Here is a 13803-nt window from a genome sequence, read left to right as displayed (position 1 = left end):
TCCGAAACGGTTGACGGGTTGATCCTATCAGGGTGCAGTCCTAACGTCCTGCGACACTTGTGCAACTCAAGAAGAGGTGATTTCGATGCCCGCTTCCGACGTCAGACCTCTGAGCGGTCAGTTCCGCGCAAACTGGATCAGACTGCGCACAATGATCCTGCTGCGCTGGTTCGCCATTGCCGGTCAGCTGACCGCAATCACCGTGGCGCAGAATGTCTATGGGCTGCAGCTGAACCTGGGGCTGTGCTACATGGTGATCGGCACCTCGGTGATCGCAAATCTGGTCGCGATGTTCGTCTTTCCGGAAAACAAGCGCCTGACCGAAACCGAGAACATGCTAATGGTGCTCTTTGATCTGTTGCAGCTGAGCATCCTGCTGTTTCTGACGGGCGGTCTGCACAACCCCTTTGCGCTGCTGGTGCTGGGGCCGGTGACGGTATCGGCGGCTGTGCTTGGTTTCCGGTCGACTGTGCTGCTGGGGGCGACGGCCATTTTTGCGGTGTCGCTGCTCTCTGTCTTTCACTTTCCGCTGCGCACGCACCAGGGCTTTATCCTTGAGATTCCAGACGTTTTTGTCTTTGGCAACTGGACGGCGCTGATCATCGCCATTGTCTTTATCAGTGCCTATTCCATGCGGGTCACCTCGGAAATTCATTCGATGTCCGATGCTCTTTCTGCGACGCAGATGGCCCTGTCGCGCGAGCAGAAACTGACGGACCTTGGCGGCGTGGTCGCGGCAGCAGCGCATGAGCTGGGCACGCCACTGGCAACAATCAAACTGGCCAGCGGAGAGCTGCGCGATGAGCTGTCCGACAGGCCGGACCTGCAGGAAGACGCAGCCCTGATCCGCGAACAGGCGGACCGCTGCCGCGATATCCTGCGGGATATGGGCCGTGCAGGCAAAGACGATCTGCATCTGCGCCAGGCACCACTGATGGCGGTACTCGAAGAAGCCGCAGAACCGCACGCGGATCGCGGCAAACGGGTTCATTTTGAGGTGGCCGGCGTCGCCACGGAACAGCCCTCCATTCTGCGCAAGCCCGAGATTATCCACGGTGTGCGGAACCTCATTCAGAATGCTGTGGATTTTGCACATTCCGAGGTCTGGATCGAAGCGCGCTGGACCGATGATCTGATTGCCCTGCGCATCATCGACAATGGCCCCGGGTTCCCTGCCCAGCTGATCGGGCGTATCGGGGATCCGTATATGCGGCAGCGGCGGACAGGATCTGACCGCAAAGTACGGCCGGAATACGAAGGCATGGGGCTGGGTCTTTTTATCGCCAAAACGCTGCTGGAGCGGTCCGGTGCGGAACTGAGCTTTGCCAACGGGCGCGACCCGTCCTCCAGTGCGGCCCGGACCGCCGACAGTATCGGTGCTGTGGTCGAGGTGTCATGGCGCCGGAAACTGATCGACGCGCGCACGGGCGACACCCCGGTGCCGACCGGTCTGAACACCCGGATTTCGGTCTGAAAGAGCCCCGGCGTTAAGACTCTGCGCAGGCTGTGTTAACACGTCGTTAACCACGTTGTTGTTAAGTGAACAGGCGCTGATGCAACAACAGGGTTCGGACACCATGACGGTCTGGGACATTGCGGTGATCGCGAGTGCCGCAATTGTGAGCACTCTGGCCGGGCTTGCCTGGGTTATTTCTCCGCGCGCTCAAACCCTGATGAAACGCCGGAACATGACGCAAAAGCTGTCTGAGGGCGTGTCATTTCTGTTTGACGGCGACCGCCTGCACCACGCGTCAGATGCCGCATTGCAGGTCTATCATCCCGTCCCGGGAGAGGATGACTGGAGCGCCTGGCGTGCGCGTATGGCCGGACGCTTTCCCGATCTGCCGCTGAACCCGGACGATTCCAACAGCGCAAACCTGACCGTCCAGGCCCGCAACCCGGAGGACAAGGCAACGCTCTGTGTATCGCGCAAGGGGCGCTTTACCCAGGTTCAGATGATCGAAAACGGAATGCCTGCCGCCATTCAGTCGCAGCAGCTGCGCGCGCTCAGCCAGGAGCTGGAAAACCTGCGCCGCGCCAGTGACACGACCCCCCACGCAATCTGGCAGATAAACCACGAAGGGCGCGTGACGTGGTACAACGCAGCCTATGAACGGCTGTATTCGCGCCTGCACAACGAAAAACCGCGCGAGGATCAGCCGGTGTTCGAGGTCAGCGCCGTGGGTGCCACGGGAAACCCGCAACGGGTCTCCACGAAATCCTCCCAAAACGGCACGCCGGACTGGTATGACGTCAGCACCGCCCGGGTGGGCGACACCAGCATTTATCATGCCGTAAACATCAACGCTGTCGTCCGCTCCGAGGCGGCCCAGCGCAATTTTGTACAGACCCTGGCGAAAACCTTCGCACAGCTTTCCATCGGGCTGGCGATATTTGACCGGAACGGGCAGCTGGCCCTTTTCAACCCCGCGCTCATTGACCTGACCGGCTTGCCTGCCGATTTTCTCAGCGGTCGCCCGACACTGTTATCATTCTTCGACCGGATGCGCGAAAACCGCCGCATGCCGGAACCCAAGGACTATGGCACCTGGCGTCAGCAGATTGCCGAGGTGATCGCCGCTGCCACGGACGGGCGTTACCAGGAAACCTGGACGCTGGAGACCGGGCAGACCTACCGCGTGCGCGGGCGTCCCCATCCGGACGGTGCCATTGCCTTTCTGATCGAGGATATCAGCGCCGAAGTGTCCCTGACGCGGAACTTTCGTGCCGAGCTGGAACTGGGCCAGTCCCTTATGGACACCTTTGAGGAAGCGCTGGTTGTGTTCTCTTCCACCGGGGTTCTGACGTTCTGCAATGTCGCATATCGTACGCTCTGGGGTCTTGATCCCGACAGCTCATTTGCGGATGTGACCATCGCCGATTCTGTCCGCGAGTGGAAAACACTCACTGAAAGCGGTGCGCGCTGGGCGGCGCTGACCGACTTTGTCCTGGAATTCGGAGACCGCGAATCCTGGGAGATGCCCGTCACGCTGACCTCGGGCGACAGGCTCACCTGCACCGTTTCGCGTATCGCGTCGGGTGCAACGGTGATCCGTTTCATCGCCGCAGAGAAAAAAGCGCCCCGCCGCCGGTTGCCCGCCAAGACGGAAAATTTCTCCACGCCCGACCCTTAACCACTTGCAGCCCGCGCCGGTGAACGCCACCATAAGCGCATGAATCCACGGTCACTGTCAGCTGAACTCCCCACGCCCGAAGCCACCGGCGCGCTGGCCGCAAAGCTGGCCGTTTCGCTTGTGCCAGGCGATGTGCTGCTGCTGGATGGTGACGTCGGTGCCGGCAAAACGCATTTCGCCCGTCACCTGATCCAGGCGATCCTGACACATCCCGAAGACGTGCCCTCGCCCACGTTTACCCTGGTTCAGGAATATGAAACCACGCGCGGCGCGCTGTGGCACAGTGATCTTTATCGCCTGTCCTCGGTCACGGAAATCGAGGAGCTGGGGCTTACCGGGGCTTTTGACACCGCCATTTGTCTGGTCGAATGGCCCGACCGGCTGGGCGATCTCCGGCCCGGCAACGCGCTTGAGCTGAACCTCAAGCCTGGTGCCGCAGAGGAACACAGAAAACTGACGGTCACCTGGACCGATCCGCGCTGGACTGACAGGGTAACACCATGGCTGAGCTGAACCCGCGCGACGCGGCCAAACTGACCTTTCTGGAGAGCTGCGGCTGGAGGGACGCAACCATCCGCCCGCTCGCAGGCGATGCGTCCAACCGGACCTATGACCGCCTGACGGATGCGAGCGGGCACCCGGCGGTATTGATGGATGCACCACCCGACAAGGGAGAAGACGTGCGCACCTTTGTGGCCATCGCAGAGTGGCTCACAGGGGCGGGTCTGAGCGCGCCGGAAATCCTGGCCACAGACGCGGACCATGGCTTTCTGCTGCTCGAGGATCTGGGCGACGATCTCTTTGCCCGCTGCCTGTCGCGTGATCCTGAATTGTCCGGGCGGCTGTACGGCGCCGCAACTGACGTTTTGACCCATCTGCACCGTCAGGACCCGCCGCCGGACCTGGCACCCTATGATGCTGATACCACGCTGCCCCTCGCGGCACTGGCGTTTGACTGGTACCAGACCGGTATCACAGGGTCCTCAGACGAGAGCCAGCGTGAAGCATTCACAGCAACCTTTGACCCCCTTCTGCGGTCCTTTGACGACGATCTGACCGTGCTGATACAGCGCGATTATCACGCGGAAAACCTGCTCTGGCTGCCGGACCGGACCGGTGTCAGACGGGTCGGGTTACTGGATTTTCAGACCGCAATGAGAGGTCATCCGGTCTATGATCTGGTCTCAGTGCTTCAGGACGCGCGCAGGGACGTACCGCGCGCGATTGAGGCAGAGATGAAAGAGCGTTTTCTGGCCGATAACCCCATGAACAGAGACACATTTGAGCGCGCATATGCTGTTTTCGGGTTGCAGCGAAACCTGCGGATACTCGGCGTCTTTGCGCGGCTGTGCATGCGCAACGGCAAGGCGCATTATGTCGGTCTCATGCCGCGGGTCTGGGGGCACATACAGACCTGTCTCAAGCACCCCGATCTGCAGGCGACCGGCAGAATACTGAACAACGCTCTGCCCGAGCCCGACGCCAGGGCCCTTGGAACGCTCAGATCAAAGGTTGCCGCGTGACCCCGTCTGTCATGCTTTTTGCTGCCGGTTTTGGCACGCGCATGCGGCCGCTGACCGATTACATGCCTAAACCCATGATACCGGTGTCCGGCAGATGTCTGATTGACTATGCAATCGACATCGCGACCGGGGTATCGCCGGAAAATATCGTGGCAAACCTGCACTATATGCCCCGGCAGCTGGCCGCTCATCTGACCCCACGCGGCGTGCAGACGATTGTCGAAAAACCCGACATTCTGGACACTGGTGGCGGATTACGGAACGCGCTGCCGCTGCTTGGCTCCGGTCCGGTCATGACACTGAACACCGATGCGGTCTGGACCGGCCCCAATCCGCTGTCGGCCCTGTTGCGCGCCTGGGACCCGCATCAGATGGACGGCCTGCTGATGTGCGTGCCGCCCGCCCGGGCAGTCGGTCGCCTCGGCGCTGGCGATTTTGTCCCGGACAATGCGGGGCGGCTGAGCAGGGGGCCCGGCGACATCTACGGCGGCGCCCAGATCATCAAAACAGAACTGCTTCATGAAATTACGGACAGTGTCTTTTCGCTGAACCGCGTGTGGGACATGATGCTGACGCACGGCCGCCTTTTTGGTATTCACCACACCGGTCAATGGTGTGACGTGGGCCACCCCGAAGGTATTGGCCTTGCAGAAACCATGCTGAGCCGCGCGAATGTTTAGCGCCTCTGATCAGCCGCGGGTCTTTGGTGTGGCCCCCGGGATTGATTTCCCGCGCGCGCTCGTGGACGGGATATGCACCCGTCTGAACGACCAGCCGCCTGACGCCATGGCCCGCGTCACGCTGATCGTGAACACCGCGCGGATGCAACGGCGCATCCGGGAGCTCTTTCACAGAAAACAGGCTCTGTTACTGCCAAAAATCCTGCTTTTGTCTGATCTCGATCTGCTGCAGCCGGGGCTTTGTGTGCCACCGGCTGTCCCTGCACTGCGCCGCCGGCTTGAGCTGAGTTCACTGGTGTCCCGGCTGCTGGACCGCCAGCCGGAACTTGCGCCGCGCGGCTCGCTTTATGCGCTGACGGACAGTCTCGCGGCGCTGATGGACGAAATGCAGGGCGAAGGGGTGCTGCCCGAAAAACTGGCCGAACTGGATGTGACGGACCAGTCAGGGCACTGGCAGCGGGCACAGCAGTTTATCGGCATCGCGCAGACCTATCTGGAAACGATCGGAACCGCCGCCGACAAGGAAGGCCGCCAGCGCGCGCTGATCAGCGGGATTGCGGAAAGGTGGTCAGAGACCCCGCCACAGGGCCCGGTCATCGTCGCGGGGTCGACCGGATCGCGTGGTACAACCGCACTGCTGATGCATGCAGTGGCGCGCCTGCCGCAGGGCGCGCTGATCCTGCCCGGGTTTGATTTTGGCATGTCTTCCCGGGTATGGGCGCAGCTGGAAGATGCGATGCTGTCCGAGGATCATCCGCAGTATCGTTTCTACCGCCTGATGAAAGACCTTGGCCTGAACCGGGAGGGTATCGCCCCCTGGACGGATGCGCTGCCACCGTCGGCCGCGCGCAATGCGCTGGTGTCTTTGTCGTTACGGCCCGCCCCGGTGACGGACGCCTGGCTGAGCGAGGGCCCGGCGCTGGAACATATTGCCGATGCCACACGCGACATCACCCTGGTGCGCGCGCCCACGCCACGGCTCGAGGCGCTGACCATTGCGATGCGGCTGCGCAAAGCAGCAGAGGAGGGGCAGACGGCTGCCCTGATCACGCCCGACAGGATGCTGACCCGCCAGGTTACGGCAGCCCTCGACCGCTGGGATATTCTGCCTGACGATTCCGCAGGCGCGCCCTTGCATCTGTCTCCACCAGGGCGGTTTCTGCGGCACACCGCCCGGCTTTTTCACAGGCGTCCGGACACCGAAACTCTGATCACCCTGTTGCGGCATCCGCTGACGCATTCCGCCGCCGGGCGGAACCGGCACATCCTGAACACGCAGCGTCTGGAGCTGCGGATCCGCGAGCGCGGCCTGGCCTGGCCGGACACAGACGCGTTGCTCATACTGATGCAGAACAGCTTTGAAGACCGTGCACAACAGGACGCCCTCGACACCTGGGTGCGTTGGGTCGGGGACACCCTGACGGGACACAGCGAGGGACATAAAACCCTGAGCCTTTCCGAGCGTACAGAGACACATATTGCCTTGTCAGAGACGATTTCCAGGGGGCCAGAGGGCGCGGACCCGGGTGAGCTCTGGCTCAAAAAAGCGGGGCAACAGGCGCGTGACGTCATGCAGAAACTGCGCCAGAACGCGGGCTTTGGCGGGTCTCTGAATGCCGCAGATTACGCCGATCTGGTCGGCGCGCTGCTGGCCGAGGGCGAAGTGCGGGACCGCGACGCGCCGCATCCCGGGATCATGATCTGGGGCACGCTCGAGGCACGGGTCCACGGTGCTGATCTGGTCATTCTGGCCGGGCTTAATGATGGTACATGGCCCGAGGCCCCGAAACCCGACCCCTGGCTGAACCGCCGCCTGCGCCATGACGCCGGGCTGCTGCTGCCCGAGAGGCGCATCGGTCTGTCCGCGCACGACTATCAGCAGGCAATCGGCGCGCCCGAAGTCTGGCTGACGCGCTCTGTTCGGTCGGATGATGCTGAAACCGTGGCATCCCGCTGGCTGAACCGCCTGGGCAATCTGCTGGAGGGTTTGCGCACCAATGGCGGCCCCGAGGCCCTGCGGGCGATGACAGATCGCGGGGATGAATGGCTGCGGCTGGCACAGAAGTCCGAAGCGGTCACATCCGTACCCCCTGCGCCGCGCCCGTCGCCGCGCCCGCCTGCCGCCGCGCGGCCCGGCCATCTGTCGGTGACAGAGATCAAGCGCCTGATCCGCGATCCATATGCCGTTTATGCGCGGCACGTGTTGCGCCTGCGGCCTCTGGGGCCGCTGGTCCAGACGCCCGATGCACTTTTGCGCGGGATCGTTCTGCACGACATTCTGGAACGCTTTGTGCGCGACAGTCTTGATAATCCTGACCTGATATCAGCCGGGCATCTGACGCGCACAGCCGCCGGTATTCTGGAACCAAACGTCCCCTGGCCCGCCGCACGCAGTCTCTGGCAGGCGCGTATCGAACGGATCGCCGACCGGTTTGTCACAGCCGAGAAAGCGCGTCGGAAAATCGCCTCGCCCGTCGCGATGGAACGTCAGGCGCGTGCCATACTGAAATGGCCTGATATCGGGTTTGAGCTTTCTGCCCGCGCGGACAGGATCGATGAAACCGACGCGGGCGACGTGCTGCTCTATGACTACAAAACCGGCACGCCACCGACCACAAAACAGCAGGCCACCTTTGACAAGCAACTGCTGATCGAAGCCGCGATGATCGAGCAGGGTGCGTTTGAAGCCTTGGGGCCGCGCCCTGTCAGACGGGCGGTTTTCCTTGGGTTAGGCTCTGATCTCAAGGAAGAAGAAGCGCCCCTGGACAAAGAACCGCCCGCCGAGGTTCTGCAAAACCTGCGCCGGCTGATCGAAGCCTACCTGGATCCCGGCCAGGGGTTCTCTTCCCGTCGTATGATGCTGACAGAGACGTTTGCCGGTGACTATGACCTGCTGGCGCGGTTCGGCGAATGGGATGCCACGGACGAAGTCGCGCCGGAGGATCTGACATGATCGCGAGGGATGATGCGACAGAAGCTCAGGTCCGCGCCGCGCGACCCGATGCATCGACCTGGCTGGCCGCAAATGCCGGTTCGGGCAAGACACGTGTGCTCACAGACAGAGTGGCGCGGCTGTTGCTCGAAGGGGTTCAGCCGCAACACATTCTGTGTCTGACCTATACCAAAGCCGCCGCGTCAGAGATGCAGAACAGACTTTTCCGGCGTCTGGGTGAATGGGCCATGCTGGAGGACGACGCGCTGCGGGCCTCGCTCACTGACCTGGGAGCGAAAGGGGTGGTGGATGCAGATCGTCTGCGCGACGCCCGGACACTTTTTGCCCGCGCGATTGAAACCCCGGGCGGGTTGAAAATCCAGACCATCCACTCCTTTTGTGCGTCTCTGTTGCGGCGCTTTCCGCTCGAAGCACAGGTCAGCCCGCAGTTTACCGAGATCGAGGACAGGGCCGCCGAACTGCTGCGCACAGAGATTGTGGATGAAATGGCCGACGGCCCCGATGCGCCTCTGGTGGCTGGCCTGGCGCGGCACTATACGGGCGAGGATTTCGCCGGGCTGACCGGCGCAATGGTGCGGTTCCGCGACCGGCTCCGCCAGCCCTGCACACCGGCAGAGGCCCTGACGCTTTTCGGGGCAGAGCCGGGGCTGTCGCAGCAAGCGATTGAGGATGCCGTCTTTACCGGCGATGAGCAGGACCTGATTGATGCTGTTCTGCCCGTGGCGCGCGCATCGGGATCAACCGATCAGAAACTGGCGGACCGGCTGGCAGCGATCCACCCACTGGACTTCACCGCGCTGCCGCAGCTGGAACAGGTCTTTCTTTATGCATCCGGTGCATCTGCGTTTGCGGCCAAAGTTGCAGGCACATCGCGCCCGGCGCTGACCAAAGGGGCCCGTGAAAAACTCAGCGCTGTTGAGGCAGATATCGACGCCTTTATGGAGCGCGTCGCCGACGCACGGCAGGCACGGCTGGTGCTGATAGCTGCGGAAAAGACGCTGGCCCTGCACCGCTTTGCCGCGCGGTTTCTTGCCCTCTACGAAGAGCAGAAGATGCTGCGCGGCTGGCTGGACTTTGATGATCTGATCCTCAAGGCACGGCAGTTGCTCACCGATCCCGCGGTGGCGGCCTGGGTGCTTTACAGGATTGACGGCGGCATCGATCACATCCTCGTGGACGAGGCGCAGGACACCAGCCCGGCGCAATGGGATGTGATCCGCAAACTGGCAGCGGAGTTTTCCAGCGGGGAGGGCGCGCGCGCGGACACAGCGCGCACCCTGTTTGTGGTGGGAGACAAAAAACAGTCGATCTATTCCTTTCAGGGGGCGGACCCGCGTGAATTTGACCGGATGGAGCGCGAATTCCGGGACAAGCTGGAGGCCGCCGACCATGACTTTCAGAGCCTGACACTGGAATATTCGTTCCGCTCCTCAGATGCGATCCTGCGGCTCGTCGACGGAACCTTTGCGGATGAGGCGGCCGCAGGCTTTGGCACAGATGGCCGGCATCTGGCGTTCAGGAGAGAGTTGCCCGGGCGCGTGGATCTGTGGCCACTGACGGAAACACAAAAGGACGAGGACGACCGCGCATGGTTCGACCCGCTCGACCGGCGCAGCACGACGCACCATTCGGTGCTGCTGGCCGAACAGATCGCGGGCAATATCCGAGACATGATCGCGACCGGCCAGACCATCCCGGCGGATGAATCAACAGGCGGGCAGGCCGCGCGCCGCCCCGTGACACCCGGCGACTTTCTGATCCTCGTCCAGCGGCGGTCTGATCTCTTTTCCGAAATTATCCGGGCGTGCAAAAAGGCGGGTCTGCCGATTGCCGGGGCGGACCGCCTCAAGGTCGGGGCGGAACTGGCCGTGCGGGATCTGGCGGCACTGTTGTCTTTTCTGGCTGTTGCCGAGGACAGTCTGTCGCTGGCGGCAGCCCTGAAATCGCCGCTCTTTGGCTGGACGGAGCAGGACCTTTTCACGCTGGCCCACCGGCGTACGGAAAAGCATCTGTGGCAGGCGCTGCGCGACAAGGAAGACCTCTATCCCGAAACGCTCGCCATATTGCACGACCTGCGGGCGCAGACGGATTTCCTGCGGCCCTATGATCTGATCGAGCGGATTCTGACGCGGCATGGTGGCCGCCGCAAACTGCTCGCACGGCTGGGCTCTGAGGCAGAGGACGGGATCAATGCGCTGCTGTCCCAGGCGCTGGCCTATGAACGCACCAGCATCCCCGGTCTGACAGGTTTTCTGGTGTGGATGCAGACGGACGACCTGGAGATCAAACGCCAGACGGACAATGCCTCTGACCAGATCCGCGTGATGACAGTGCATGGCTCCAAAGGGCTGGAAGCACCGATTGTCATCCTGCCCGACACCGCAAAGCGCGACATTACCATCCGCGATGACATCCTGAACATCGATGGCACGCCGGTCTGGAAATCGGCCAGCGCGGATATGCCGGCAGCCATGGCTGACCGTGTTCAGGAGATGAAGGAGGCGCAGCGCGAAGAGCGCCTGCGTCTGCTGTATGTGGCTCTGACACGGGCGGAAAAGTGGCTGATCGTGGCGGCTGCAGGCGAGTTGTCGAAAAACAACGACAGCTGGTATCAGCTGGTCAGTGCGGCAATGGACGATGCCGGTGCCGGGGACGCGGATTTTCTGGGCCGGACCGTCCGGCGGCTGGCGCATGGGGACTGGGAAGCTTTGCCGGTGATCCGGCCAGAGCGGTCAGTGCCCGGGGAGGTGGCCGTACCCGCGTTCTACGACAGTCCGGCACCGCCGCCCGCTGCAGCACAAAAGGTGATCACGCCCTCTGAGCTGGGCGGGGCCAAGGCGCTGCCCGGGACCGAAGGGCGTGATGAGGACGAAGCCAAAGCATACGGCTCGCTCGTGCATGTCATGCTGGAGCATATGTCCGCAGCCCCGCAATCTGACTGGTCTGCGATCTGCGCCGGACTGGGCGGGCCGGACACACCAACCGGTGATCTGGCGGAAGCTGAAAGTGAGGCAAGACAGGTTCTCACAAACCCGGCGCTGCAGCATCTTTTTGCGCCCGATACCCTGGCAGAGGTTTCGGTGTCCGCGCCATGGGGAGAGGACAGGGTGTTTGGCGTCATTGACCGGTTGATTGTCTCGGACAGTGCCGTTCTGGCCGTTGATTTCAAAACCAACCGCGCCGTGCCCGACCGGCCAGAGGCCTGTCCGGAGGGGATTTTGCGTCAGATGGGTGCCTATGCCCGCGCGCTGGCCTCTGTGTACCCGCACAGGGATATCCAGACGGCGGTTTTGTGGACAAACCGGGCGACGCTCATGCATCTGCCGCACGAAATCGTGACGCAGTCGTTACAAAGCGCGCAATATCTTGACGAGAGCGGGCAGCGTACCTAGGTTCACGCTCCAAGCACTTGCCTGTCAGGAGAGCATCATGGCCACGGTCGCAGTAACAGACGACACATTCGACGCCGAAGTGAAAAATTCCGAAATCCCCGTTGTGGTGGATTTCTGGGCGCCCTGGTGCGGCCCCTGTAAACAGATCGGCCCCTCGCTGGAGGAGCTGTCTGCCGAAATGGACGGCAAGATCAAAATCGTCAAAGTGAACGTTGACGAGAACCCGAATGCCCCGGCCCAGATGGGTGTGCGCGGTATCCCGGCGCTGTTCATTTTCAAGGACGGTCAGGTCGTGTCCAACATGGCGGGCGCAAAACCCAAAGCCGCGCTGCAAAGCTGGATCGAAGACGCGATCTGATCCTTTCAGACACCCAGAATTCAGGGCGTTCCGGTTGGAGCGCCCTTTTTTGTTGGGCGGCGGCCTCCCGATCAGAGCCTTGTACCTGTCCTGCACCCACGCCATATAGTCGGGCAGGTGACGAGAGGAGACCATCATGGCGCGCGAAGAATTCCCCGGCTGGCACGGCACGACGATCATTGGTGTCAAAAAGGACGGTGAGGTCGTGATCGCAGGTGATGGTCAGGTCTCTCTTGGTCAGACGGTGATCAAAGGTTCCGCGCGCAAGGTGCGTCGTCTCAGCCCGGGCGGATACGACGTGGTCTGCGGCTTTGCCGGATCAACGGCGGATGCCTTTACGCTTCTGGAACGGTTAGAAACCAAGCTGGAAGCCACGCCGGGGCAGCTGGCACGCGCCAGTGTCGAGCTGGCCAAGGACTGGCGCACCGATAAATACCTGCAAAAGCTCGAAGCAATGCTCATTGTGTCCGACGGGTCGGATATTTTTGTCATTACCGGCGCTGGTGATGTGCTGGAGCCGGAACATGACGTCACCGCCATCGGGTCGGGCGGCAATTATGCGCTCGCGGCGGCGCGCGGTATGATGGACAGCGACCGGGATGCCGAGGCGGTGGCGCGCGACGCCATGGCCATCGCTGCAGACATCTGCGTCTACACGAACGGCAATCTGACGGTCGAAAAGATCACCAAATGATCGACAAGGATGATCTGCGCGCCTCTGTCGGGGCCGGTATTCTGACCGAAGCCCAGGCGGCATCGCTCAAGGCGCTGGCAGACAGCAGACGCGGAGCCCGCGAAAACCTGGAGCCGGGCGACGAACCCTTTGAGCTTTTTCGCGGGTTCAACGAGATCTTTATCGTGCTGGGCCTGGCCATTCTGACCAGTGGCTGGATCGGGGTTGTGACCTTTTACACAATCGACAGCGGCGATATCCGTAACGCGCTGATACTGTCCGGCCTGGTGGGTGGCGCAATCATCTGGCTGCTGTCAGAGTATTTTATCCGCCGCCGCCGCATGGTTGCACCCGCCATTGCCCTGTCACTGATGTTTGCAGCCAATGCAGGCTATGGGTTTGCCGGGGGTCTGGCCGAAGTATTCATGGTCGCCCAGGGCGACAACAGCAGCCTGGTGGTGCCTTTCGTCCTGGCGACAGGCGCGATGCTGATCTACTGGTTTCGCTTTCGCGTGCCCTTCGCGCTGGCGATCATCGCCGTGATGGCGTTTGCGGTGTCGATCCTGATTGCGGGCACCCGCAACGGCGCACCGGAAGACACGCGTGATCTGTTTTTGCTGTCTGCAGACGGGCCCTTTGCCCTGATTACCCTGGGCATTGGCTGCGTTGTCTTTGCGATTGCGATGATGTTCGACATGTCGGACCCCCACAGGGTGACGCGGCGCGCGGCCAACGGCTTCTGGCTGCATGTGGTCGCAGCACCGGCGCTGGTGAATACCCTGGCGCTGACACTGCTCGATTCTGAAAGCGCCTGGTCCAACTCGATGCTCATCGCGGTCATGGTACTCTTTGCGGTCATCGCCATTGTGATTGACCGGCGGTCCTTTCTGATCGCCGCGATCAGTTACATCGTTGTGTTGTCAGCTACTGTTTTTGACGGTGAGGGTGCGGTGTTCACCGTACTTCTGCTTGGCGCCTTTCTGGTGTTTCTGGGCGCCCGCTGGGAACGCATCCGCGCAGGGCTTTTGCAGATGCTGCCCGGCTTTATTCCAAAACACCGGTTGCCGCCCTCTGTTTAGGGCGACAACCG

10 protein-coding genes are annotated in these 13803 nt (G+C 62.0%); all 10 read left to right on the top strand.

What is annotated here, in order from left to right:
• The first annotated feature begins 85 nt into the window (after window positions 1–85).
• The 10 genes from regB to Q1A34_RS08605 all read left to right on the top strand — a co-directional run bounded on the left by regB (window position 86) and on the right by Q1A34_RS08605 (window position 13792).
• On the top strand, window positions 86–1474 hold the full coding sequence (gene regB / locus Q1A34_RS08650) for a sensor histidine kinase RegB (RefSeq protein ID WP_300033072.1): 1389 nt from the start codon (window positions 86–88) through the stop codon (window positions 1472–1474).
• A 103-nt stretch (window positions 1475–1577) separates the two neighbouring features.
• Window positions 1578–3134, top strand: a complete 1557-nt coding sequence (locus tag Q1A34_RS08645) for a PAS-domain containing protein (protein WP_300033070.1) — start codon at window positions 1578–1580, stop codon at window positions 3132–3134.
• Between the two features lie 39 nt (window positions 3135–3173).
• The gene (gene tsaE, locus Q1A34_RS08640) at window positions 3174–3647 is read left to right on the top strand and encodes a tRNA (adenosine(37)-N6)-threonylcarbamoyltransferase complex ATPase subunit type 1 TsaE (RefSeq protein ID WP_300033069.1); all 474 of its coding nucleotides are present in this window, start codon (window positions 3174–3176) and stop codon (window positions 3645–3647) included.
• Window positions 3635–4657 (top strand): phosphotransferase, encoded by a 1023-nt coding sequence (locus Q1A34_RS08635; protein WP_300033067.1) that lies wholly within the window; start codon window positions 3635–3637, stop codon window positions 4655–4657. The genes tsaE and Q1A34_RS08635 overlap by 13 nt, the downstream gene beginning before the upstream one ends.
• Window positions 4658–4668: 11 nt before the next feature.
• Window positions 4669–5337 carry a nucleotidyltransferase family protein gene (locus tag Q1A34_RS08630; protein ID WP_300034095.1) on the top strand — a complete coding sequence of 223 codons (669 nt, stop codon included), beginning with the start codon at window positions 4669–4671 and terminating at the stop codon, window positions 5335–5337.
• The gene (gene addB, locus Q1A34_RS08625) at window positions 5330–8290 is read left to right on the top strand and encodes a double-strand break repair protein AddB (protein WP_300033066.1); all 2961 of its coding nucleotides are present in this window, start codon (window positions 5330–5332) and stop codon (window positions 8288–8290) included. The genes Q1A34_RS08630 and addB overlap by 8 nt, the downstream gene beginning before the upstream one ends.
• Window positions 8287–11682, top strand: a complete 3396-nt coding sequence (gene addA / locus Q1A34_RS08620; RefSeq protein WP_300033064.1) for a double-strand break repair helicase AddA — start codon at window positions 8287–8289, stop codon at window positions 11680–11682. The genes addB and addA overlap by 4 nt, the downstream gene beginning before the upstream one ends.
• A 37-nt stretch (window positions 11683–11719) precedes the next feature.
• A complete protein-coding gene (gene trxA / locus Q1A34_RS08615; protein WP_300033063.1) occupies window positions 11720–12040 on the top strand; it encodes a thioredoxin in 321 nt (106 codons plus the stop codon).
• Window positions 12041–12176: 136 nt separating this feature from the next.
• Window positions 12177–12734 carry an ATP-dependent protease subunit HslV gene (hslV, locus tag Q1A34_RS08610; protein WP_300033061.1) on the top strand — a complete coding sequence of 186 codons (558 nt, stop codon included), beginning with the start codon at window positions 12177–12179 and terminating at the stop codon, window positions 12732–12734.
• On the top strand, window positions 12731–13792 hold the full coding sequence (locus tag Q1A34_RS08605; RefSeq protein WP_300033060.1) for a hypothetical protein: 1062 nt from the start codon (window positions 12731–12733) through the stop codon (window positions 13790–13792). Before hslV ends, Q1A34_RS08605 begins: the two co-directional genes overlap by 4 nt.
• Window positions 13793–13803: the final 11 nt, after the last annotated feature.

This window comes from uncultured Roseobacter sp. (assembly GCF_947491795.1).
GTDB lineage: Bacteria > Pseudomonadota > Alphaproteobacteria > Rhodobacterales > Rhodobacteraceae > Roseobacter.
This window is presented reverse-complemented; position numbering and strand designations above follow the sequence as displayed.

Excerpts from the sequence above, each read along its gene's own strand:
- Q1A34_RS08605 (WP_300033060.1), top strand. The coding sequence starts at position 12,731 with ATGATCGACAAGGATGATCTGCGCGCCTCTGTCGGGGCCGGTATTCTG.
- addB (WP_300033066.1), top strand. The coding sequence starts at position 5,330 with ATGTTTAGCGCCTCTGATCAGCCGCGGGTCTTTGGTGTGGCCCCCGGG.
- addA (WP_300033064.1), top strand. The coding sequence starts at position 8,287 with ATGATCGCGAGGGATGATGCGACAGAAGCTCAGGTCCGCGCCGCGCGA.
- hslV (WP_300033061.1), top strand. The coding sequence starts at position 12,177 with ATGGCGCGCGAAGAATTCCCCGGCTGGCACGGCACGACGATCATTGGT.
- trxA (WP_300033063.1), top strand. The coding sequence starts at position 11,720 with ATGGCCACGGTCGCAGTAACAGACGACACATTCGACGCCGAAGTGAAA.
- tsaE (WP_300033069.1), top strand. The coding sequence starts at position 3,174 with ATGAATCCACGGTCACTGTCAGCTGAACTCCCCACGCCCGAAGCCACC.
- Q1A34_RS08635 (WP_300033067.1), top strand. The coding sequence starts at position 3,635 with ATGGCTGAGCTGAACCCGCGCGACGCGGCCAAACTGACCTTTCTGGAG.
- Q1A34_RS08645 (WP_300033070.1), top strand. The coding sequence starts at position 1,578 with ATGACGGTCTGGGACATTGCGGTGATCGCGAGTGCCGCAATTGTGAGC.
- regB (WP_300033072.1), top strand. The coding sequence starts at position 86 with ATGCCCGCTTCCGACGTCAGACCTCTGAGCGGTCAGTTCCGCGCAAAC.
- Q1A34_RS08630 (WP_300034095.1), top strand. The coding sequence starts at position 4,669 with ATGCTTTTTGCTGCCGGTTTTGGCACGCGCATGCGGCCGCTGACCGAT.